The organism is Hoeflea sp. CAU 1731 (genome assembly GCF_039888615.1).
In the GTDB taxonomy this organism is placed as follows: domain Bacteria; phylum Pseudomonadota; class Alphaproteobacteria; order Rhizobiales; family Rhizobiaceae; genus Flavimaribacter.
Window position 1 is genome coordinate 58,823 of sequence record NZ_JBDQQS010000015.1, and the last position, 22,138, is coordinate 80,960.

General features: G+C 61.0%; 25 protein-coding genes. 15 read left to right on the forward strand and 10 right to left on the reverse strand.

Going from position 1 to position 22,138, the window contains the following annotated elements; all coding sequences use genetic code 11:
• Nucleotides 1-6: 6 nt before the first annotated feature.
• Nucleotides 7-786: a gamma-glutamyl-gamma-aminobutyrate hydrolase family protein gene (locus tag AAFN47_RS21300; protein WP_499811276.1), complete on the forward strand. Its 780-nt coding sequence runs from the start codon at nucleotides 7-9 to the stop codon at nucleotides 784-786.
• Here AAFN47_RS21300 and AAFN47_RS21305 read toward each other — a convergent pair.
• A complete protein-coding gene (locus tag AAFN47_RS21305; RefSeq protein WP_499811277.1) occupies nucleotides 776-1,792 on the reverse strand; it encodes a LacI family DNA-binding transcriptional regulator in 1,017 nt (338 codons plus the stop codon). The two genes, AAFN47_RS21300 and AAFN47_RS21305, sit on opposite strands and share 11 nt — an antisense overlap.
• 146 nt (nucleotides 1,793-1,938) lie before the next feature.
• Nucleotides 1,939-2,415, reverse strand: coding sequence for a MarR family winged helix-turn-helix transcriptional regulator (locus tag AAFN47_RS21310; protein ID WP_499811278.1), 477 nt, complete (start codon nucleotides 2,413-2,415; stop codon nucleotides 1,939-1,941).
• A gap of 170 nt (nucleotides 2,416-2,585) precedes the next feature.
• Here AAFN47_RS21310 and AAFN47_RS21315 point away from each other — a divergent pair, with 170 nt between their 5' ends.
• The 3 genes from AAFN47_RS21315 (at nucleotide 2,586) to AAFN47_RS21325 (ending at nucleotide 5,510) form a co-directional block, all read left to right on the forward strand.
• The gene (locus AAFN47_RS21315; protein WP_499811279.1) at nucleotides 2,586-3,377 is read left to right on the forward strand and encodes a creatininase family protein; all 792 of its coding nucleotides are present in this window, start codon (nucleotides 2,586-2,588) and stop codon (nucleotides 3,375-3,377) included.
• 62 nt (nucleotides 3,378-3,439) lie between these two features.
• Nucleotides 3,440-4,522 carry a CobW family GTP-binding protein gene (locus AAFN47_RS21320; RefSeq protein ID WP_499811280.1) on the forward strand — a complete coding sequence of 361 codons (1,083 nt, stop codon included), beginning with the start codon at nucleotides 3,440-3,442 and terminating at the stop codon, nucleotides 4,520-4,522.
• Nucleotides 4,523-4,535: 13 nt separating this feature from the next.
• Entirely contained in the window at nucleotides 4,536-5,510 is a 975-nt protein-coding gene (locus AAFN47_RS21325; RefSeq protein ID WP_499811281.1) for a WD40 repeat domain-containing protein, read from the forward strand.
• Nucleotides 5,511-5,516: 6 nt separating this feature from the next.
• On the opposite strand, the gene odc2 is transcribed toward AAFN47_RS21325, so the two are convergent.
• A complete protein-coding gene (gene odc2, locus AAFN47_RS21330; protein WP_499811282.1) occupies nucleotides 5,517-6,650 on the reverse strand; it encodes an ornithine/lysine decarboxylase in 1,134 nt (377 codons plus the stop codon).
• A gap of 530 nt (nucleotides 6,651-7,180) precedes the next feature.
• Here odc2 and AAFN47_RS21335 point away from each other — a divergent pair.
• The 4 genes from AAFN47_RS21335 (at nucleotide 7,181) to AAFN47_RS21350 (ending at nucleotide 11,001) form a co-directional block, all read left to right on the forward strand.
• Entirely contained in the window at nucleotides 7,181-8,380 is a 1,200-nt protein-coding gene (locus tag AAFN47_RS21335) for an amidase (protein ID WP_499811283.1), read from the forward strand.
• A 2-nt stretch (nucleotides 8,381-8,382) separates the two neighbouring features.
• Nucleotides 8,383-9,294: a LysR family transcriptional regulator gene (locus tag AAFN47_RS21340; protein WP_499811284.1), complete on the forward strand. Its 912-nt coding sequence runs from the start codon at nucleotides 8,383-8,385 to the stop codon at nucleotides 9,292-9,294.
• 109 nt (nucleotides 9,295-9,403) lie between these two features.
• Nucleotides 9,404-10,039, forward strand: coding sequence for a DUF1007 family protein (locus AAFN47_RS21345; RefSeq protein WP_499811285.1), 636 nt, complete (start codon nucleotides 9,404-9,406; stop codon nucleotides 10,037-10,039).
• Nucleotides 10,039-11,001 (forward strand): nickel/cobalt transporter, encoded by a 963-nt coding sequence (locus tag AAFN47_RS21350; protein ID WP_499811286.1) that lies wholly within the window; start codon nucleotides 10,039-10,041, stop codon nucleotides 10,999-11,001. Before AAFN47_RS21345 ends, AAFN47_RS21350 begins: the two co-directional genes overlap by 1 nt.
• Before the next feature lie 35 nt (nucleotides 11,002-11,036).
• On the opposite strand, the gene AAFN47_RS21355 is transcribed toward AAFN47_RS21350, so the two are convergent.
• Genes AAFN47_RS21355 through AAFN47_RS21365 form a run of 3 tightly spaced genes read right to left on the reverse strand, consistent with a single transcriptional unit; the run spans nucleotide 11,037 to nucleotide 13,343 of the window.
• The gene (locus AAFN47_RS21355) at nucleotides 11,037-11,684 is read right to left on the reverse strand and encodes an aspartate/glutamate racemase family protein (RefSeq protein ID WP_499811287.1); all 648 of its coding nucleotides are present in this window, start codon (nucleotides 11,682-11,684) and stop codon (nucleotides 11,037-11,039) included.
• Nucleotides 11,685-11,688: 4 nt separating this feature from the next.
• Entirely contained in the window at nucleotides 11,689-12,609 is a 921-nt protein-coding gene (locus AAFN47_RS21360) for a polysaccharide deacetylase family protein (protein WP_499811288.1), read from the reverse strand.
• A 26-nt stretch (nucleotides 12,610-12,635) separates the two neighbouring features.
• Entirely contained in the window at nucleotides 12,636-13,343 is a 708-nt protein-coding gene (locus AAFN47_RS21365; protein ID WP_499811289.1) for a GntR family transcriptional regulator, read from the reverse strand.
• A 306-nt stretch (nucleotides 13,344-13,649) separates the two neighbouring features.
• Between AAFN47_RS21365 and AAFN47_RS21370 the strand changes: the two genes are divergently transcribed.
• The 6 genes from AAFN47_RS21370 (at nucleotide 13,650) to AAFN47_RS21395 (ending at nucleotide 17,585) form a co-directional block, all read left to right on the forward strand.
• Nucleotides 13,650-14,636: a TRAP transporter substrate-binding protein gene (locus AAFN47_RS21370; RefSeq protein ID WP_499811290.1), complete on the forward strand. Its 987-nt coding sequence runs from the start codon at nucleotides 13,650-13,652 to the stop codon at nucleotides 14,634-14,636.
• A gap of 88 nt (nucleotides 14,637-14,724) precedes the next feature.
• On the forward strand, nucleotides 14,725-15,249 hold the full coding sequence (locus AAFN47_RS21375) for a TRAP transporter small permease (protein WP_499811291.1): 525 nt from the start codon (nucleotides 14,725-14,727) through the stop codon (nucleotides 15,247-15,249).
• 22 nt (nucleotides 15,250-15,271) lie between these two features.
• Nucleotides 15,272-16,576, forward strand: a complete 1,305-nt coding sequence (locus tag AAFN47_RS21380; protein ID WP_499811292.1) for a TRAP transporter large permease — start codon at nucleotides 15,272-15,274, stop codon at nucleotides 16,574-16,576.
• 164 nt (nucleotides 16,577-16,740) lie between these two features.
• Complete coding sequence (locus AAFN47_RS21385; protein WP_499811293.1) at nucleotides 16,741-17,226, forward strand: hypothetical protein; 486 nt, start codon at nucleotides 16,741-16,743, stop codon at nucleotides 17,224-17,226.
• 22 nt (nucleotides 17,227-17,248) lie between these two features.
• Nucleotides 17,249-17,413, forward strand: a complete 165-nt coding sequence (locus AAFN47_RS21390; protein ID WP_499811294.1) for a hypothetical protein — start codon at nucleotides 17,249-17,251, stop codon at nucleotides 17,411-17,413.
• Nucleotides 17,394-17,585: a hypothetical protein gene (locus AAFN47_RS21395; RefSeq protein ID WP_499811295.1), complete on the forward strand. Its 192-nt coding sequence runs from the start codon at nucleotides 17,394-17,396 to the stop codon at nucleotides 17,583-17,585. The genes AAFN47_RS21390 and AAFN47_RS21395 overlap by 20 nt, the downstream gene beginning before the upstream one ends.
• Before the next feature lie 11 nt (nucleotides 17,586-17,596).
• Here AAFN47_RS21395 and AAFN47_RS21400 read toward each other — a convergent pair whose 3' ends face one another.
• Both AAFN47_RS21400 and AAFN47_RS21405 read right to left on the reverse strand, forming a co-directional pair.
• Nucleotides 17,597-17,818, reverse strand: a complete 222-nt coding sequence (locus AAFN47_RS21400) for a hypothetical protein (RefSeq protein ID WP_499811296.1) — start codon at nucleotides 17,816-17,818, stop codon at nucleotides 17,597-17,599.
• Nucleotides 17,805-18,503, reverse strand: a complete 699-nt coding sequence (locus AAFN47_RS21405) for a GNAT family N-acetyltransferase (RefSeq protein ID WP_499811297.1) — start codon at nucleotides 18,501-18,503, stop codon at nucleotides 17,805-17,807. The genes AAFN47_RS21400 and AAFN47_RS21405 overlap by 14 nt, the downstream gene beginning before the upstream one ends.
• A 103-nt stretch (nucleotides 18,504-18,606) precedes the next feature.
• On the opposite strand from AAFN47_RS21405, the gene AAFN47_RS21410 reads away from it, so the two are divergent.
• Nucleotides 18,607-19,776 (forward strand): pyridoxal phosphate-dependent aminotransferase, encoded by a 1,170-nt coding sequence (locus AAFN47_RS21410; RefSeq protein WP_499811298.1) that lies wholly within the window; start codon nucleotides 18,607-18,609, stop codon nucleotides 19,774-19,776.
• Nucleotides 19,777-19,794: 18 nt separating this feature from the next.
• On the opposite strand, the gene AAFN47_RS21415 is transcribed toward AAFN47_RS21410, so the two are convergent.
• Together AAFN47_RS21415 and AAFN47_RS21420 are read right to left on the reverse strand one after the other, a co-directional pair.
• Nucleotides 19,795-21,411 (reverse strand): TRAP transporter large permease, encoded by a 1,617-nt coding sequence (locus AAFN47_RS21415; RefSeq protein WP_499811299.1) that lies wholly within the window; start codon nucleotides 21,409-21,411, stop codon nucleotides 19,795-19,797.
• Between the two features lie 6 nt (nucleotides 21,412-21,417).
• Entirely contained in the window at nucleotides 21,418-22,098 is a 681-nt protein-coding gene (locus tag AAFN47_RS21420) for a TRAP transporter small permease (protein WP_499811300.1), read from the reverse strand.
• Nucleotides 22,099-22,138 lie beyond the last annotated feature (40 nt).

A 22,138-nucleotide genomic window follows, 5' to 3' on the forward strand; every position in this document is an offset into this window, starting at 1 on the left:
ATGCAGATGACCAAGCCTATCGTGGCGCTCCCCGCAGACGTCAAGCACGCTGACGGATATGACTGGCACGCCTCGCCTCGCCAATATGTCGATGCCGCGATGAAGGCCGCAGACGTCGTGCCTCTGATCGTGCCTGCATTCGGCCTGGAAGAGGACGCCGCCGAAGCGATAGCCACCGTGCTCGACCGGGTGGACGGCGTACTGGTCACCGGCGCGCGCAGCAATGTCTATCCCGAACTCTATGGCGAGCAGCCGACGGAAGCCAACGGTCCTTACGACAGGGAACGGGATGCAACCAGCATCCCGTTGATCCGCGGCGCGATCGAGCGCGGCGTCCCGCTCTTTGCGATTTGCCGGGGCATACAGGAGCTCAATGTCGCGCTTGGAGGCACGATCGCCACCGAGATTCATGAACATGAAGGCAATCTCGATCACCGCCGTGTCGAAAGCGACAATCCGGATGTACGCTTTTCCATCCGTCAGCAGATAAACATCGATGCGGGCAGCTGCCTCGCCACTATTCTTGACGCGGAGAAAACCAGCGTCAATTCCCTGCATCGTCAGTCGATCGGAAATCTGGCGCCGGGGCTCGACGTCGCGGCGGTTGCTGACGACGGGGTCATCGAGGCGGTGTCGGTGACAAATGCGCGGGGATTTGCCGTCGGCGTGCAATGGCATCCCGAATACTGGGCGACCACCGATGCAACTTCACAGCAGCTTTTCAAGGCGTTCGGAGACGCCGTGCGGGCTTACGCAAAGAGCAGGGAAAGAGCGCTTACGGCTTGAGCGGCGTCGTCGACTGACGAATCCGCATTTCAGGCCGGATCAAATGCAATCCGTCCGCCTCGCTTGAACCGTTGAGCTTGTCCAGCAGCGCGCGCGCCGCCATGCGGCCAACTTCAGACTGGCCGTTCCAAACGGTCGTCAGAGACGGCGTCGCGATCGATGCTTCCTCCAGATCGTCGTAGCCGGTGACGGACACGTCCTTGCCGGGAACCAGGCCGGCTCTGGCGATGCCGTTCATGAGTCCGATCGCCACCAGGTCGTTCCAGCACACGGCGGCCGTCGGCTTCTGCGGCAGAGACAGGAAATTGACCGCCGCCTCGAATCCCGCCTGCTTGGTTCGCGGACCGGGAATGCGCAGGTTGGAATCGACCTTTATGTTGGCCTTTTCGAGGGCCGCGACATAGCCTTCATACCGGTGACGGCCCGTCGAAGTCTGATCGGTGCCGCCTACCATGGCGATCACGCGGTGACCCAGTCCGATCAGGTGGTTGGTCGCCAATGCGATGCCGTAGGCGTCGTCGCCGCGGAAAATCGGGACATCAAGATCGTCGACCGTGCGGGCGATGAGAATGGCCGGCATGTTGTTGTCTTCCGCCAGCAGGATATCGTCTTTCGGCGTTCCGATAGCCGGCGACATGATCACGCCGTCGCCTCCGAGCTGCAGCAGGGTTTCAATGAAATTGCGCTGCTTCTCCACCGAATCATAGTGGTTCGAGAGGATGAAAGTTTGCCGGTTCCTGTCGAGCTCGCTTTCGATGGCCCGGAGAATTTCGGCGTAGAACGGATTCATAATGTCATGCACCACCACGCCGATGATGCCCGATCGCGATGTGCGCAGGCTGGCGGCGCGACGATTGTAGATATAGCCCAGCGCGCGCGCCTGCTCCTTGATCCGCTCCCGTGTCGCATCGGCGACCAGAGGACTGTCGCGCAGCGCCAGCGACACCGTAGCGGTGGAAAGTCCCAGCGAGTAGGCGATCGTCGAAAGCTTGACCTTCTGGACCAATAAACAAACCCTCTCCAATAGGACCGGCCAGCGCGCCGGTCACCTGCGCGCTCGCTTTTAAAGTGAAATTAAAAAGTTTTAAAGAGCGCCGGCGGAACTGTTGCGCCGGGATGGGCGCGCAGACGCGCTCTCCGAACTGTCTTGGATCACGTGTTGATTGCCGAGACCAGATTCTGGTCGATCTTTTTCAGAAGCTTGCCAAGGGTCTTTACGTCCTTGGCGCCAAGACCTTCGGCTGCGAATTTCTGCGAGCGCTTCACCGCCTTCCTGACCGCCTTGACCGCTTCCTGTCCCTCTGTTGTCAGGAACACCCTGGACTGTCGGCCGTCTGTCTCGGACTCGCGTTTTTCCACAAAGCCCTGGGCGGCAAGCCGGCTTATCGTTTTGGTCATTGTAGGGGCGCGCACGCCAAGCTCGGCGGCGATCGCCGACAGCGGCTGACCATCATTGGCGTCAAGAAACAGGATAACCGAATCCTGGCCTGCATAGAGACCCACTTCCAGCAATTGCCGGGACAAGAGCGTTCTGGAGCTGCGCGCGGTCGCCGCAAGTTGTGCGAAAAGATCAACCTCCCGGTCCGCGTTCTTCTTCCGGTCTCCGTTGGATTTGCTTTTTTTGGCCACTTCAGGTCCCCTCTACGGTTGCGAAGGAATGCATTCGGACAGACCACTATACGCTTTGACTGTGCCGAAATCAAAATGCACCCATAGATTGTATATACGGTTAAATCGCCGAAGTCTCCTTATCGCCTTACCGTTGACCGGGACCGCTTACACGAGTAACCGCTTGGTTCATGACATCACCGGAACCAAGATGGTCGGAAAATCCGCCAGGACCGGACGACGCAGACCGTTCGGACTGGATCGCCGTATTGCCGCTCGGCGCCTTCGAGCAGCATGGCCCGCATCTGCCGCCGGAAACCGATGCGATAATCGCCGAAGGCATTGTCGAGCACGTCATATCCGTACTTCCCGATGATCTTCCGGCGTCCTTTATGCCGGTGGAGCCGGTCGGCTATTCGATTGAACATGTCGATTTCGGCAATACGAAAACACTTTCCTTCGACGAAGCCGTGCACCGCTGGCTTGGTATTGCCGGAGACCTTCATGCAGCCGGCGTCCGCAAATTCGTCATGCTCAACGCTCATGGTGGAAACTCGCCATTGATGACGATCGTCGCAACGGAGGCGCGAATCCGGTTTGCAATGCTGGCTGTGGCGACAAGCTGGACGCGCTTCGGATTGCCGCCCGACACGATCACGGCGGACGAAAGGGCGTTCGGCATCCATGCCGGCGAAATCGAGACCTCGGTGATGCTGGCGCTCAGGCCCGATCTCGTCGACATGAAGCGCGCCGACGACTTTCCTTCACTGCAGGCGGACCTCGAACGCGAGACGCGGTGTCTGCGCGCCTACGGCCCACACGCCTTCGGCTGGAAAATGCGCGACCTCAATCCGAAGGGAGCGACTGGCAACGCCCTGGCGGCGACCGCAGAAAAGGGACGGAGACTGATCGATCATTCCGTTGACGGTTTCATAGACCTGCTCCGCGACGTCCATGAATTCGATCTCGAACGCCTCGCGTAACCACTGGCGCGCGAGCCGCCATGGTCCTATATGAAGTCTCGAATTCTTCCCGGAGCTTTTTCATGAGCGAAGCCGCAAGCCCCATTCCTGTGACAGTCCTGACCGGCTATCTCGGCTCAGGCAAAACCACCCTTCTCAACCGGATCCTGACGGAAAACCATGGCAAACGCTATGCGGTGATCGTCAACGAATTCGGCGAGATCGGCATCGACAACGATCTCATCGTCGAATCCGACGAAGAGATCTACGACATGAACAATGGCTGTATCTGCTGCACCGTGCGCGGCGACCTGATCCGCGTGGTCGAAGGTCTGATGCGCCGCCCGGGTCGTTTTGACGCCATAGTCGTGGAAACGACCGGCCTCGCCGATCCGGCGCCTGTCGCCCAGACATTCTTCATGGACGACGATGTGCGGTCGAAAACGAGGCTGGACGCGGTCGTCGCGCTCGTCGACGCCAAGCACCTGCCGTTGCGTCTGAAGGACAGCCGCGAAGCCGAAGACCAGCTCGCCTTCGCCGATGTGGTTCTGCTCAACAAGACCGACCTCGTCGACGCAGACGAACTCGAGCGCATAGAACAGACGATCCGGTCGATCAATCCTTCGGCGCGCATATACCGAACGGAACGCGCCGCGATCGACCTTGAAAAGATCCTCGACCGCAACGCCTTCGATCTGCAGAAGGCGCTTCAGAACGATCCGCATTTCCTCGACCATGACCATCCCGATCATGTTTGCGGGCCGGATTGCGATCATGATCACCACGATCACGACCACCATGATCATGACCATCATCATCACCACCATGATCACGACCATCACCACCATGATCATGCCTCGGGGATTCACGACACAAGTATCCGATCCATCTCGCTGAGGGCGGGACCGCTCAATCCGGACCGGTTCTTCCCCTGGATTCAGTCGATCACCCAGAATGACGGCCCATCGATCCTGCGGCTCAAAGGCATCATCGCCTTCGACGACGATGACGAGCGCTATGTCGTGCAGGGTATCCATATGCTGATCGAAGGCGACCACGAACGCGCGTGGAAGCCTGGCGAAAACCGTGAGAGCCGCATGGTTTTCATCGGTCGCGATCTCGACGCTGAGAAATATCGCCGCACCTTTGCAGCCTGTCAGGCCTGAGCGTCTCACGCGAATGCCTACAGTCGCGCCTCTGGACCTCAACGCTCATTGTCTTGCCGCCGCCTTTCTGGGCGATGTTCCGTTCTTTGCTCTGGTTGACGGAACCGTCCACTGGCTCGACCACGGTCATCGTCACGCTGATATCTGCGACGGCGCGGTCTCGGCCAGCGCCGATCCGATTTCCGGGCGGCTGCTCATCGGCGGCGAAGACGGGAAAGTCGGCAGCATAGACAGCCGCGGCGAGACACGAGCAATCGCCTCGCTGCACAACAAGTGGATCAACAGCGTTGCCGCCGGACCGCGCGGGAGCGTCGCCTACGGCGCTGGCCGATCGTCCCATGTCGTTGTTGAAGGGGGGAAAACACACGAGTTCGCACAACAGCGAACGGTCGAGGGGCTGGCCTTCGCCCCCAAGGGCATGCGGCTCGCCGTCGCGCGTTACAATGGCGTGTCGCTACACTGGGTCGGAACCCAGGCGCCGGCGGTCGACCTCGAATGGACCGGCGCGCACACAGGCGTCGTCTTTTCGCCGGACGGCGCCTACGTGGTGTCGACCATGCAGGAAAACGCCTTGCACGGCTGGCGGCTAAAGGACAACAAAGACATGCGCATGAGCGGCTATCCGGTCAAGGTCAAGTCGCTGAGCTGGAGCGCGAAGGGAAAATGGCTGGCGACCTCCGGAGCGCCGGCCGCAATCGTCTGGCCCTTTACCGGCAAGGACGGCCCGATGGGCAAGGCGCCGCTGGAACTCGGCACGCGCGGCGACCAGATGGTGACCTGCGTCGCCTGCCACCCCTCGGACGAGGTGGTGGCGATCGGCTACACGGACGGGATGGTGCTCGCGATCCGTTTCGGCGATCAGAAGGAAGCGGTGATGCGCAGAGGCGGAAACGCCCCGATCAGTTCCATGGCGTGGAACAGCCGGGGCGTTCAATTGGCGTTCGGCTCGGAAGCCGGAGAATGCGGCGTTATAGACCTCTCGGCCTGAAACGCGTCAGATCACGTAGGACCGCAACGGCTCGAAGCCGTTGAAGGCGACCGACGAATAGGTCGACGTGTAGGCGCCCGTGCCTTCGATCAGCACTTCGTCGCCAATGGTCAGCGAGACAGGCAGCGGATAGGGCGCCTTCTCATAGAGCACGTCGGCGCTGTCACAGGTCGGGCCGGCAAGCACGCAGGGCTCGAAGGCATCGCCGTCGCGCGGCGTGCGGATCTGGTAGCGGATCGCTTCGTCCATCGTTTCGGCGAGACCACCGAACTTGCCGATGTCGAGATAGACCCAGCGCAGATTGTCGTTGTCGGCCTTGCGCGACACCAGAACCACTTCCGCCTTGATGACGCCGGCGTTGCCGACCATGCCGCGGCCCGGCTCGATGATGGTCTTCGGGATGCGATTGCCGAAATTGCGGCTCAGCGCTTCGAAGATCGCCTGGCCATAGGCTTGTGCAGTCGGGACGTCCTTCAGGTAACGGGTCGGAAAGCCGCCGCCCATATTGACCATCTGCAGCTGGATGCCCTGCTTCAGCAGCGCGTCGAAGACGCGGCGCGCATCGGCGAGCGCCCGGTCCCAGGCGTCCAGGTTGGTCTGCTGGGAGCCGACATGGAAGGACACCCCATAGGCCTCGAGGCCGAGGTCGTTCGCATAGCCGAGAACTTTCGACGCCAAGTCCGGAACGCAGCCGAATTTGCGCGACAGCGGCCATTCGGCGCCTTCGCCGTCGGTCAGCACGCGGCAGAAGACCCGTGCGCCAGGCGCTGCGCGGGCGACTTTCTCGACTTCCTCGCAGGAATCAACTGCGAACATCGATACGCCGAGATCATGGGCGCGCGCGATATCGCGCTCCTTCTTGATCGTGTTGCCGTAGGAGATGCGGTCAGGCGTCGCGCCGGCTTCGAGAGCCAGTTCGATCTCGACGACCGAAGCGGCGTCGAAGTTGGAGCCGAGCGAGGCCAGCATCCGCAGGATTTCCGGCGCCGGGTTCGCCTTGACGGCGTAATAGATGGCGCTGTTCGGCAGCGCCCGCGAAAAGGCGCTGTAATTGTCGCGCACAATGTCGAGATCGACGACGAGACAGGGGCCGTCGGGTCGTCGGGTGTTGAGAAAATCGCGAATTCGATCATTGGTCATTACACTCTCCCAATCGGAGCGCCTTGCGCTCCTTTACCGGACGAATCCGGTAGACAAAGAGTATCTCATACTTGCCGCCCGCCAGGCGTTGGAGAACCGGGCATGCGACGCATATGCGACACGACGAGGGACGACCGCCCCCAATGAGCGATACGTCTGGCTTTGTCTGCCTTGGATTGGATGGGAGTCCCAACCGCACTTCCGGCAATGAAGGTGTGCCTCTAGCAGTAACCCCGGCGTTTGGAAGGCCGGCAGACACCATAAAGGCCCGCACCGTCGTTGCTTCAAGATGTCCTCGCTCTGAAGGTTGGCCGACAGAACGACTGGAGGGGTTAGTTCCAGGTACCTTACCGATGACCTCACCAATTCGAGGGTCGGCGGACACCCACAGGCACGTGCGACTTTGGGCAAGACGCAAATAGTCGCTGCCGTTGTCATAATCAAGTAAAAACTTGCAACGAATCTGCATGGCTGTATTGCATCCAATTTCGTTGAACGACATATAAGCTACAGTTCAGTTTATTGAGACAATGAGCGCGACAACAATGCCATCCGACGCCTGGAACGCATTCATAGAGAGCCCTGGACCCGAGGTCGCGTCCAGCGGTGCGGGACCGCTTGAGGGTTGCAGTCTCGCGGTCAAGGATATCTATGACGTGGCGGGCTATGTCACCGGCCGGGGCAATCCCGACTGGAAGAACGAAACCGACCCGGCAGAACGCACGGCGCCGTCCGTTCAGATCCTGCTGGACGCGGGCGCCAGGTTCACAGGCAAGACCCAGACCGACGAGCTGGCCTTTTCGCTGACCGGCGACAACGCGCATTATCCGAGACCCGTCAATCCGGCCGCGCCGGACCGCGTCACCGGTGGATCTTCCTCCGGTTCGGCGGCCGCCGTGGCGGCGGGCCTTGCCGACATTGCCACGGGTTCGGACACGGGCGGCTCGATCCGCGGCCCGGCGTCGTTCTGCGGCCTGATCGGTCTGAGGGCGACACACGGCGTGATATCTCTCGAAAGGACAATGCCGCTCTCCCCCAGCCTTGATGTCTTCGGCTGGTTCGCGCGCGATATGGACCTCTATGAGCGCGTCGCCGGCCTTTTGCTGCCGGATTCCGATGCACGGTTTGCCCGCGTCATGCGACTGCCGGAGATGGAAGCCCTGCTTATCGGACCGGACGCGCGAGTGTCCTACGAAACCGTCCTCGCCAAGGCTCAGGACGTGCTTGGCGAAGCTGGTGAAACAGCAATAGAAAGCCTCGACGCCGATCAGAGATACTGGTGCTTTCGAAACATTCAGGCCCATGAAGCCTGGCGCGAACATGGCGCCTGGATATCCGCGAAGGATCGCAACCTCGGACCGGGCGTCAAGGAACGTTTTGACTACGGCGCAACCATAGACAGCCGTGCCTACGAAGAAGAAACGCAGCGCAGGCGGGACCTGACGCGGGAAGTCGGGCAACTGCTCGGCAACGACGGTCTGATACTCATGCCGACCATGCCGGGAGCGGCGCCGCTCGCTGAGGCCTCCTTCGAAGCCGTCCAGGATTACCGCGAAAGGGCGCTGCGCTTGTTGTGCATCTCGGGATTGACCGGCATGCCGCAACTGACTCTGCCGATGGCGACGGTGTCGGACGCGCCCTTCGGATTGTCGCTGTTCGGACCCGCCGGGTCCGACCGGGCCCTGCTGCGGCTGGGCCGGCGGATACTCGAGGCCGCCCACGGGAGCTGATCATGGATTCGCTGACCAGAATTCGCGCTTTCATCGACGTCGTCGAGGCCGAGGGATTTTCAGCCGCCGCCCGCAAGAACGGTCGCTCGAAAGCGCTGCTTTCGAAATACGTCCGCGAACTGGAAGACGACCTTGGAGCCCTGCTGCTCAACCGGACAACCCGCCAGTTTTCCCTGACGGAAGCCGGCCACACCTATTACCGCACCGCTTCCGACATCTTGAAGGAGATCGACAACCTGGCGGATCTCGTGCGCGAGAACAACGCCGACCTGAAGGGCACGATTCGCATTTCCGCGCCGCGCACCTTCACTGACGCCCAGGTCGGACGCTGCATGGTGGAGTTTGCAAAGGCCAATCCCGAAATCAGGCTGGAAATCACCTCGGAGGATCGTTTCGTCGACCTGGTGGAGGAAGGCTTTGACGTCGCCATCCGCATTACCCGCCTCGCCGATTCCGGACTGATCGCCCGCAAACTGGCGCCGTTCCGGGTCTTTGTTTGCGCCAGCCCCGACTTCATGGCCGGCCACCCGGATCTCAAGGACCCCACGGATCTCGCGCGGGTTCCCTGCATCACCGACACCAACACAAAGTCGCTCAACAACTGGCAGTTCAAGGGCAGAAATGGCGCGATGGTCTCGGTAACGGTCAAGGGACCGATGGAGGTCAATAGCCCGATGGCCAGCCTGGAAGCCGTCCGGTCGGGACTGGGCGTCGCCCTGTTGCCGGATTTCATCGCCTGGCCGGCGATCCGCAGCGGTGAGATCCTGAGCCTGTTCGAGGATCGCCTGCCCGATGATTCCGGCATCTATGCAGTCTATCCACATCGGCGCTACCTCCCGGCCAAGGTCCGCGCCTTTGTCGACTTCATGGCGGCGTGGTTCAAACAGAATCCCGGCTGCCATGCGTCATCGTAGCAGGTGCATTCCCGGCGCAAGCGAGGTAGTATTGACGAAGCGATCAAACAACCGCCTCAATCGTCTGCCAGCACACAAGGATTGTCGATTCCCTGAAAGATCCGATCGCATGAAGACGCTGATATCAGCAGGATGCCTGGCCATCGCTTCCGCTTCGGCGGCGGGCGCCCATCCGCACGTCTTTGCGGAGGCGCGGCTTGAGGTGATCATCGACGACCATGGCGGCGTCGACCAGCTACGCCATGTGTGGCGCTTCGACGAGCTGTTTTCATCGACCGTCATGCTGGATTTCGACGCCAACGCCGATCTCGAGCTCGAAGAAGACGAACTGGCGGAAGTCGGCACGGTGATCAAGGATTCACTGGCCGATTACAATTACTTCACCTTCGTCACCAAGGACGGCAGGGAAATCGACGTTACGCCGCCTGATGTCATCCACGCGGATTTCCGGGATGGGCAATTGCTGCTCTTTTTCGCCGTGAAGCCATCGGAAAACATGACCCTGACAGGCGACATGTCCTTCGGGACCTATGATCCGACGATGTACACCGCGATAGAGTTCTTCAACGACGAGGACATGGTCATCAAGGGCAACGCAGGCGCATGCCGTCGCGAAGTGGTCAGGCCCGACGCCGACGAAATCATCGCGCAGAACCAGGACATGCTTACGGACGCCTTCTTCAACGATCCGACGGGTAATGATTCCTCGAAATTCTTCGCCACCAGGCTCCAAATATCCTGCTGATGTCTGATGGACGCAAGACCGCGATCCTGATTTGCGCCGCCTGCGCGCTCGCTCTGGCGCTGTCCGACGCAGCGCTCGCCCAGTCGTCTCTCGGCATTGGCGCGGCGGAGCCCGCCATCAGGACGGACGGCCTGTTCGGCTCCGTCATGAGCTGGATCAATACGCAGCAACAGACTTTCTACCGGTCGCTTTCGACGGCGCTCAAGGCGATGCGCGAGGACCCGACGAAACTCTGGGTCCTTATCGGGCTGTCCTTCAGCTACGGCGTCTTCCACGCCGCTGGTCCCGGGCACGGCAAGGCCGTGATTTCCTCCTATCTGATCGCCAACGAGCAGGCGTTGCGCCGCGGCGTCGCGATTTCCTTTCTCGCCGCAATCATGCAGGGGCTTGTCGCGATCGGCGTCGTGGGCCTCACCTATTTCGCGCTGCGCGGCAGCAGTATTTCCATGACCGTCGCGACCTGGTGGCTCGAACTCGCCAGCTACGCCTTGATCGCGGCTTTCGGCGGCTGGCTGCTGGTGCGCAAGTTGCGTCCGTCGCCGGCGCATGACGGCCATCACCATCACGACATCGGTCCGGATGGAACATGCGCGACCTGCGGCCACTCCCATGCGCCGGATCCGGTCAAGCTCCAGTCGGCGGATTTCGATCTGCGCGGCGCCTGGTCGGCCATCGTTGCGGTCGGCCTGAGGCCCTGTTCCGGCGCGCTGATCGTGCTGACCTTCGCGCTTCTGAACGGCCTCTATCTTGGCGGGCTCCTGTCGGTTGCGTCCATGTCGATCGGAACGGCAATCACGGTGTCCATCCTCGCCACGCTGGCCGTGACCGCCAAAGGGGTCGCAGTCCGCTTTGCAAGCTCTGAGTCAGCGGCCATGCGGGTCACGCATGTCATCGAGATCGCCGGCGCGGCGCTGGTGCTGGTCCTGGGTCTGACACTGCTGACAGCCGCGCTCCAGGCATAGCCACTTCCGTGAGCGGGGCGGTCAGCCCCGCGCCGCTATCGGAGCAACTGTTCGATACGCCTGACGGCGCTCGACACGCCTTCAATCACCGGAACCGGCACGAGCGGAGCGACGATATCCGCCATCCCGCCCGCCGCAATGGCGCCGCCCAGAATGATGCAGTCAGCTTGATCGCTTTCGATCACAGCATTCGCAAGTTCGGCCAGCGCCAGCGCCGTGCCCGACGGATCCAGATGGCTTTCCAGCACGCCACGGTCCAGCGCATGCACGCCGCCGAGCGAGCGCGACATCCCGTATTCCTCCGCCAGCCTTTCAATGCCGGCGACCGAAGACGGCGCCACGGTGACGATGGAAAAGCGCCCGCCTTTCCGCACGGCGTCCAACATGGCGGCTTCTGCGATGCCAACGACCGGGAAAGGCGCCTCGAACCGGATCTCCTTCAGACCCGGGTCGCTGAAACAGGCGATGATCGCGCCATCCACCGACGCCGGATGATTGAGGATCGCCGTGCGCGTCGCTACCGCTGCGAGCAGCATGTCGGCTTCGGTTTCGATCGCCGGCGGACCGCCCTTTGCTGTTAGCGCGGTGGTTGTCGTTCCGGGCGCCGCGGCCCTTTGCGCGCCTATGCGCGCCAGATCTGTTATCGAGTCGGAACTGTTCGAATTGACGACCAGAATGTGCATCTTTTCAGGACGCGGCTTTCGCTGTAGTCGTACCGGAAGCGCGCCACGCCGGCAGCCCCATGAAACCGCGCCAGGCATGGGCGATTTGCGCGCGGGTAGCGAACCACACGTCTCCGCGCTCCGACATATGCGTCAGCAGCGCCTTCAACCCGGCAATTCTGCCAGGCCGACCGATGATGCGCTGGTGCAGACCGACGGACATCATTTTCGGCGTTGTTTCGCCTTCGGCCCACAGCCAGTCAAAGGCGTCGGCGCAATAGCGGGTGAAATCCGTCCCGAAGACGAACCCGCCGCCGGGACTGAAGCGCATGTCATTGGTGTCGAAACTGTAGGGAAGCACCACATGAGGCCCGTTTTTCTGCGTCACGACGTAGGGCAGGTCGTCGTTGTAGGCGTCTGAATCGTAGAGAAACCCGCCATGCTCACATAACAGCCGGCGCGTGTTGACAGACGCAGCCGAGCGGGTGTGCCAACCGACCGGCGCCGTCCCTGCAACGTCCTTCAGCACTTCGAACGTCCGGGCTATCACCGCCGCTTCGTGCGCCGCGTCCATATACGCGTGACTTTCCCAGCGATAGCCGTGGCAAGAAATTTCATGCGCCCTAGAAACAGCTTCCGAAATCAGTTCCGGAGCCCGTTCCGCTGCGCGCGCGCAGGCGCTGACAGTGAGCGGGACATCAAACGAAGCCAGAAGATCCAGTATCCGCCTGAACCCCGCGCGCGGACCGTACTCGTAATGGGAGGTCATGCACAGATCCGGCTTTCCCGCCACCTCGTCCACAACTTCATAGACCGGCTCATTGCGGTCGTCGCCATCGAGAACCGAAAGCTCCGCCCCCTCTTCGAAATTCAGGACGAACGATACGGCGATGCGGGCGCCGCCCGGCCAGCGGATCTTCGGAACCGCTGCGCCGTATCCTTTCATATCCCTCGTTGCGTATTGCGACCCGCTCATTTCGGGCCAGCGCCCAGATGCGCAAATGCCGATGCAAGCGGTTTCGACGGCGGTTTCCTTTGACCCAGATCGAGGCTCGCCATCACGTCCCGCAGGTGGTGGCGCATCGCATGAGCGGCGGCGTCCTCGTCGCCATCGGCGATACGATCGATCAGCGACGCATGTCCGTCGAGCGAGCAGCCCGACGCGTTGGGTCGCTGGTAAAGCGCCACCACGAGATTGTCCCGAGCGACCAGATCGCGAACGATATCCGCTACGACCTCGTTTCCGGTGATGCGGGCCAGCTCGCAGTGAAACTCCCCGGTCAGCCGATGGGCGCTGCCAGCCATGTGGCTTGACCGCGCCTCATGTTCTTCGGCGAGGATCTCGCGTAACGCCTTGAGGTCCTTAGGGCGGGCCATGCGGGTAGCGGCACGGATGACGCCCTCTTCTATGATCTGTCGGGCGGCATTCACCGTGCGGGCTTCCTCAACCGACGGACGCGCGACGAATGCGCCTCGCATGGGTTCGATGACCACGATTTTCTGGTCGGTCAACCTGTGCAGGATCGGCCGTATGCGCGTCTTGGACACCCCGAACACCTTTCCGAGTTCGTCCTGTCCAAGTTTCTCCCCCGGCGCCAGACGTCCCTCGATGATGGCGTCGGATATCTCGCGCAGGATTTCGCTGTCGGTCAACGCCTGCTTCACGCCACTCACTATCATGCCTGGATCGTATCCTATTTCTCTAGATAAAACAGGTTTGAAAGAAGACTTTGCGCCAGACACGAACCGGCGCAAATTCTGTATATCGATCCATGAACGCAGTTGTCCATCTGATTCATACATATATTTGCTGATTTTCCGTCAATATGCTGAAAATTTGTGCAGGAAAATTTGATCGCATATAAATTCGCCTTATTTTTTTAAATCGTATACGATTTTTGTTGCAATTGATATCCGATAGTGATGCACTTCTTCCTGCGCCCGCAGTGCGGGACCAACAACAGCAAACAGACGGGAACCGGAACAATGAACCTAAGGCGCACATTCAAAGCCCTCCTCGCCGCCGCGGCGTTGAGCGCCGCCGCCTCGACGGCGTCTGCCGAAACTAGCTGGATCATGGCGAGCGGATACGCCGATTCCAATTTCATGACCCAGAACATTCAGAAATTCATCGAGGATGTTGAGACGGCGACCAACGGCGAACTGAAAATCACACTGCATTCCAACGGCACGCTCATCAAGCTCGACGGGATACGCCGCGCAGTGCAGACCAATCAGGTCCAGATCGGAGAGGTCCGTCTCGGCTCCTATTCGAACGAAGATCCGATGTACAACCTCGCAGGCCTGCCGTTCGTGGCTGGTGACTACGAAAGCGCCTGGAAGCTCATGGAGGCGCAAAAGCCGTATTTCGACGCCATGTTCGACGGTCTTGGTTTCAAGGCGCTCGCCTATCAGCCGTGGCCGGGACAGGGTTTCTACACCAAGGAGCCTGTGAACGGCCTTGCCGATTTCGAAGGTCAGAAACTGCGCATCTATTCCAAGGCCACGCAGGACATGGGCAACGCGCTCGGCTTCGAAGCGACCATTCTGCCTTTCGCGGAAATTCCCCAGGCTTTCGCGACCGGCCTCATAGACGCGCTGTTCACCAGTCCCCAGACCGGCATCGACATCCAGGCCTGGGATAACACCAACGATTTCACCGCTGCCGGCGCCATCTACACAAAGAACGCCATCATCGTGAACAAGGAGGCTTTCGAGTCGCTACCCGAAAAGGCGCAGGCGGCCCTGATTGCGGCTGGCGAAGCCGCGACGATCCGTGGCTGGGAAATGAGCAAGGCCATTTACGGCGAACAGCTCGACATACTCAAGTCCAACGGAATGACAGTGACGGAAGCCCCGGCCGAGATCATCGAGAAGCTGAAGGAAATCGGCGGCGTGATGATGCAGGAATGGCAGGCGACGGCCTCGCCCGAGGCGATCGCCGTGCTGGAAGCCTATCAGTCAAGCATGTAGCTTCTGGATGCAACGCAATCCGCTCCCGCTTCCGTCAGGAAACGGGAGCGGGCAGGGTGCAGGCAGGCGCAATAGCCGGGACAAGCTGATGCGAAAAGGACTGGATCTTCTCTATACCGCGAGCGGCGGCGTTGCGGCCGTGTGCCTGTTCATGATCGCCGTGACCATTGTCGCCCAGATCGCAGGTCGCCTTGTCGGCGTGACCATCGACTCGACAGAAAGCGGCGGCTTCTTTCTTGCCGGCGCCACCTTCATGGGCATGGCCTACACGCTGAAGACTGGCGGCCATGTGCGCGTCTCGCTGCTCGTTTCAAGATTCAGGGGCCGCGCGGCTCTGCTGTCGGATATCTGGATATGCGCCTTCGCCATGGTCGGGTGCGGTTTTCTGACCTGGCACACGTTCTTGATGACGCACGATTCCTGGCGCTTCGGAGATCTCAGCCCCGGTCTTCTCGCAGTGCCCTTCTGGATCCCGCAATCGGTCATGCTGACGGGGCTTGCTATTCTCACCATCGCCTTCGCCGATGAACTGGTGCTGGCGATGCGCAACCGGACGCCGGGCTACGCACGACCTCGCGACGGCGCGCTCGAAGGCGCCGAAGAAGCGGAATGAACAAGCACAAGAGGCCGGCGCAATGGAAATCCTGACGATCACCGGCATTCTCGGCCTCATCCTCCTGGCCCTGCTGGCCGGTGGGTTGTGGATTGGCATAACACTCGCGGCTGCAGGATATGTGGCCATAGCGGTTTTCTCGCCTGCTCCCGCCGGTTCGCTGATGGCCACCACATTGTGGGACAACAGCTGGAACTGGGCGCTGACCGCCCTGCCCCTTTTTGTCTGGATGGGCGAGATCCTGGTTCGATCCCGGCTTTCCGAAGACATGTTTTCAGGCCTTGCGCCCTGGCTCGACCGGCTTCCGGGAAGACTGCTTCACGTCAACATCGTCGGTTGCGGAGTGATGGCGGCTGTCGCCGGCTCCTCCGCCGTGACCTGCGCGACGGTCGGCCGGATGAGTCTGCCCGAACTGCAACGTCGGGGCTACAGCGAGGACATGGCCATCGGCACTCTGGCCGGTTCCGGAACGCTTGGTCTGCTGATCCCGCCTTCGATCATGATGATCGTCTATGGCATTTCCGCGCAGCAGTCGATTTCGCGCCTGTTCATCGCCGGCGTCATTCCCGGCCTTCTGATCATGGGGCTCTTCATGGGTTATGTCATGGTCTGGTCGGCGTTCAACAGGAAATCCGTGCCGCCAGCCGACGACGCGCTGCCGATTCTTGAAAAACTGCGCCGGTCCCGCCGGCTCATTCCCATAATCCTTCTGATAGCCATGGTCATCGGCTCCATTTATGGCGGCTATGCAACGCCAACCGAGGCCGCGACGCTCGGAGTCTTCGGCGCGCTCGGCCTTGCCTGGATCACCAGCGCGCTGTCCTGGCGAAGTTTTGTTGACAGTCTGATGGCGGCGATGCGCACCAGTTGCATGATCACCGCAATTATCCTGGGCGCCGCCTTTCTGTCGGTCGGCATGGCGTTTCTCGGCATTCCGCTAAAGCTGGCCGCCTGGGTCGCGGAACTCGGGCTGTCGCCAATGCTCCTGCTCCTGCTCCTGACCCTCATTTACATCGTCCTTGGCTGTTTTCTCGAGGGCGCCTCGATGATCGTTCTGACCACATCGGTCGCGCTGCCGATGGTGGTGAGCGCCGGGTTCGACCCGATCTGGTTCGGCATCTATCTGATTATCGTCGTGGAAATGGCGCAGCTTACGCCGCCGGTCGGCTTCAATCTTTTCGTCCTTCACGGCATGAGCGGACGCGATATGTGGACAGTCACCAAGGCGTCCGCCCCGTTTTTTGGTTTGCTCGTGCTGGGCGTCCTGCTGCTCACGCTCATGCCCGGACTGGCGACGTTCCTTCCGACATTGATGTTGTCCCGATAAATCCCTTTCGTCCTGTTCCCTGATTGTGTAGCCGACCGGACGATAATCGCTTGTTCCTCCTGCGGGTCCGCTTTGCCGCGCCAAAAACAGGAGGAGAATACCCTGAGCGACGCCAACAAGATCCTGCTGCCGACATCTCTCGTCGGGTCCTAAGCCATGCCGCAATGGCTGATCGACCACAACAAGCCTGCCGGCCGGTTTCCGCCGCGCACCCGCGCCAGGAAATTGTGGCGTGTCGACAAAGCTATTCCAACCGCTTCGCAACCGCGCTTGAAGGCGTCGACATCGACAATCCGGGAATCGCGCTCGACCGATCCGGCCATCCCAATCCGGTGCGGCGCGTGGTCGGAAAGATCCGCCGCAAACATGCCGTCGAAGTCGAGGACGTGAGATTCCTTCGCGCCAACACCGACCGCCGCATCAAGATCACCGTGCCTGGCCCCTACACCATGTCGCAGCAGGCGCAGAACGATTTTTACGACAGCGACGCCGAAATGGCGATGGACTACGCCGCTGCCGCCAACGAGGAAATTCGCGACCTGTTTGAAGCCGACGTCGGCGCCGACATCGTCCAGTTCGACGAACCCTACATGCATGCGCGGCCGCGGAAACCTGAAGAATACGGGCCTAATGCGTTGAACCGCGCTTGACGGCGCCGAGGGCGAGACAGCCTTGCATATCTGCTTCGGTTATGCGGCGATCATCCACGAATGTCCGGAAGGCTATTCCTTCCTGCCGCAGTTTTCGGCCTGCAAATGCAACGCCGTTTCAATCGAAACCGCCCAGTCCAACGTGGATTGCAGTGTGCTGGAAACGCTTGCCCGACAAGACCGTTGAAACGGCCGACGTGGTCGCCGGGCGCATTCGAAAGGGCCTGAAACATCACCCGACGGACAAGATCGTCGTCGCGCCCGATTGCGGCCTGAAGTACCTGCCGCGCGATATCGCCTTCGGGAAAATGAAGGCCATGGCTGACGGCGCCGTGATCGTCAGGAAAGAGCTGCAGTAGCCGGCGACCGTTCAGCTTTCATCCGGGCCGCCGTCATGGCGCCGCTTGTAAAGGCCGCGCAACCAGAAGACGGCGAAGAAGGCAAGCACACACAGCACGGCGATCACGATGGCGAGCCAGGGTGAGATTTCACCGAGAAACAGCATGATCTGCGGCATGAAGTAGAACAGGCCGAAGGCCCCGGCGAGGATGATCGCCGCCGCGAGCGCGGAGGCGCGGTCATTCCTGGTCATTGGACGTCCTTTCTGGTCTCATCTCTTCAAGCTTTCGGATCTGCCTGCCCTCACCATCGAAATTTGTTTGATCGAGCCATTGCTCGAACGCATTGCGAAGGGCCGGCCACTCAGCATCGATGATCGAGAACCACGCGGTGTCGCGGTTTCTGCCCTTGACGACGGCGGCCTGCCTGAAAACGCCTTCCGGCGTCATGCCGAAACGCAGCGCCGCGCGTTTGGAGGGCGCGTTCGCATTGTCGCATTTCCATTCGAAACGCCGATAGCCAAGCGTATCGAATACATAGCGAGCAAATAGGAAAAAGGCTTCGGTCGTGACTGGCGTCTGGGCAATCAGGCTGCTCCAGTAGATATGGCCGATCTCGATGACGCCCATCCCTTGCGTGATTCGCATCAGGGTCTGGCGACCGCCGATGACGCCGTTCGCCTTGTCGATCACGACGAAGTAGAGCGGATCGTCGCTTGCCTGCGCGGTTTCTAGCCAGGGCTGGAAATCGGCGCGGGAAGACGGCGGGATTTCCGGCAGATAGGTGAATCGCGCGGCTGCGTCGTCCACAGTAGCGGCGGAAAACAGACCGTTCCCGTGCCTGGCCGCCGACAGCGGCTCCATCCGGGCGAAGCGGCCTTCCAGCGTCGTGCGTTCGGGCCGGGAACATCCGGTCCAGTGTTCGAGGTTTCGTGCCATTGCGCCCGATCTGCATGTTTACGGATATTCATCTACAGGTTAGAGCAGGTCGTGACCAGATCGAACAGGTCACGGACAGACCATTGAATTTTGGGAGAGAGATGTGAAAACCGTTGCGGCCTTCGACCGCCTGGGGGAGGAAAACGCCTTCGCCGTTCTTGCCCGCGCAGCAGCCTTGCAGGCTTCGGGCCGGGACGTCATCAATCTCGGAATCGGCCAGCCGGACTTCAAGACGCCGGCGCATATCGTCGAAGCGGCCGTGAAGGCGCTGCGCGACGGCCAGCATGGCTATACGCCCGCAAACGGACTTCAGGCGACCCGCGAAGCCGTCGTTCGCCGAACCCTGACCACGACCGGCGTCGAGGTCCCGGCGGATCGCGTGATGATCATGCCCGGCGGCAAGCCGACCATGTTTGCAGCGATCATCATGTTTGGCGAGCCGGGCGCCGAAATCCTCTATCCAGACCCCGGCTTTCCGATCTACCGTTCGATGATCGACTATTCGGGCGCGACGGCCGTGCCGGTGCCGATCCGGGAGGAAAACGGCTTTGCTTTCTCCGCCGAGGAAACACTGTCGCTGATCACCGACCGCACGCGGTTGCTGATTATCAATTCACCGGCCAATCCCACGGGAGGGGTGACGCCCCGCGCAGAGGTCGAGAAGCTGGTTGCGGGTCTCGAAAAATTCCCCGACGTCGCGATCCTCTCCGACGAAATCTACGACGTCATGACCTATGACGGCGAGACGCATACGTCGCTGTTGACCTTTCCGGAGATCCGCGACCGACTGATTGTGCTTAACGGCTGGTCCAAAACGTGGGCCATGACCGGATGGCGCATGGGCTGGTCGATCTGGCCGGACGGTCTCTATGACAATGTGCGCAAGCTGGCGGTCAATTGCTGGTCCTGCGTCAATGCGCCGAGCCAGTTCGCCGGCGTTGCGGCGATCGACGGTCCGCAGGACGAGGTCGACGCGATGATCGCCTCCTTCGACCGGCGCCGCAGGCTGGTGACCGAAAAACTCGAAAGCGTGAAAGGCGTGAGCTGCATCCTGCCCAAGGGCGCCTTCTACGCCTTCGCCAATATTCGCGACACCGGCTGGAAATCCAAAAAGCTGGCCTCGGCCCTCCTCGAGGAAACCGGGGTCGCCACCGTCGGCGGTCCCGATTTCGGCACGTTGGGCGAAGGCTATATCCGCCTCTCCTGCGCCGCTTCCGACGATGACATCATCGCCGCGATCGAGCGGATCGACCGGTTTCTCATTGCGGCGTGACGCCGAATTGGCCGCCGCCTACCGCGTGACGATCTCCGGACCCATCAGCGCGTAGGGCAGCGTGGTCGAAAGCGCCGGCAGATAGGTCACGAGGATCAGGAAGACGAACAGCACGGCGACGAACGGAAGCGCCGCCTTGACCACCTGCATCAAGCTCATCCCCGTTATACCTGAGGTGACGAAGAGGTTGAGACCGATCGGCGGCGTGATCATGCCGATTTCCATGTTCACCACCATGATGATGCCCAGATGCACCGGATCCACGCCGAGTTCCATGGCGATCGGGAACACCACGGGCGCCACGATCAGCAGCAGGCCTGACGGCTCCATGAACTGCCCCCCGATCAGAAGCAGCACGTTGACGGCGATCAGGAAGGTGAACCAGTTGAAGCCGATCCCGATCATCGTTTCCGCAATCGACTGCGGAATACGCTCTCCGGTCAGCACATGGGCGAACAGCAGCGCGTTGACGATGATGAACATCAGCATGATGGTCGTGCGCGAGGCGTCGACCATGACCTTGCGGGTTTCCTCGTTGAAGAAAGCGCGCAGGAAATTGCGTCCCATCAGGCCAAGATTGCGTCCCCAGACCGGAAATCCCGCTGTGAGATAGGACGGTATGGCGGCGACGCCGCCGGTTCCCCGCCACAGCGCATAGGCGATGGTGATGGCGACGGAAAGGACCACCCCGACCCAGAAGCGGTGGGAGAGCGTCACGGTTTCGGAATCGGCGGTCGCAAAGAAGGACAGGATCATCCAGACGAAGAAGAAGGCGAGACCATAGACCGTCGCCGAGAAGCCGACGCGCCGCCTGTCGGAATCGGTTTCTGAGACCCAGGGGATGTCCTTCATCGGACCCATGTCGCGATAGATGAAGATCGCCACGAAGAAGGCGTAGACAGCCGCAACCGCGGCCGCTTCCGTCGGCGTAAAGACGCCGCCATAGATGCCGCCGAGAATGATGATGATCAGGAACATGCCCCAGCCGGCCTGTTTTCCGCCCTCGATCAGTTCGTGTACGCCCTTCCATGGTTCGGCGGGCAGGTTCTTGTAGCGGGCCATGACATAGATCGCGATCATCAGCATCAAGCCAGCGACGATGCCCGGAATGACGCCGGCCAGAAACATCCGGCCGACAGAGACATCGGTCGCGGCAGAATAGACGACCATCACGATCGACGGCGGAATGAGAATGCCGAGTGTCCCTGCATTGGCGATCACGCCGGAGGCGAATTCCTTTGAGTAGCCCACTTGGCGCATGCCGGCGATGGCGATCGTGCCGATCGCGACGACGGTGGCCGGCGAAGACCCCGAAAGCGCTGCAAACAGCATGCAGGCCAGCACGCTCGCCATGGCGAGCCCGCCGCGAAAACTGCCGACGGCTGCGATCGCGAAGCGGATAATCCGGTTGGCGACGCCTCCGGTCGACATGAAGGCCGAGGCGAGAACAAAGTAGGGAATGGCGAGCAGCGTGTAGTTCTGCGACGCGGTGAAGAGCTGCAGCGCCACGGACGACATGGAGTCGGCCGAGAAGAAGGCGATGATGAGTATGGAAGACAGCCCCAGAGCAACGGCGACGGGAACGCCGAGAAACAGCAGGACGAGAACGAGGACAAAGAGAATGGCGGCGGTCATCTCGAATCAGTCCTTCAGCACGTTGCGATTTTCGGCGACGAGGTCTTCCGCCTCGTGGCCGGCGATGATCAGGTCGCGTTCGCCCGTCCAAATCTGGATGAAAGCCTGCAGGCCGCGAAAGGCCAGAAGCGCAAGGCCCACCGGCAGGATGAGATAGGCGATCCAGCGCTGGATCCGGTCCTGCAGGCCGAAGGTTTCCTGCATCCACTCCGGATAGCGCAGATCATCGAGACCGATGCCGATCTGGAACATGCGGTTCCAATAGAAGATTGCTCCGCCCTTGGTGTCGGCGCCGAACAGGTTCAGCCAGGATGCCCACAGCAGCGTGATCGCATAGGCGAACACGCAGAAAGCGCCAAAGAGGGCGGCAAGGCGGAAAAGCCGCGCGGGAAACAGCCGGATCACCGCGTCTACGCCAAGGTGCAGGCCGGCGCGCGCGCCATAACTCATTCCGAAGAGGATCATCCACGCAAACAGGATGCGGGTGAATTCAAGCGCCCCGCCCCACCCGGAATTGAAGCCGTAGCGCGCAATGACCTGGGAGAAGGAGACAATGGTGATGAGCGCCAGCAGCACCGCCAGCACATTTTCCTCGAAACGCGCGATCGCTTCAGGATTCGCCCGTTCGACAAGAAAAAATATCACGACGACGAGCGCCATGATCCCGTAAATCAGGAATTCCCCCATTTCGCCCTCCCCGTGACGAAGTCGTGGATGCCCGCAATAA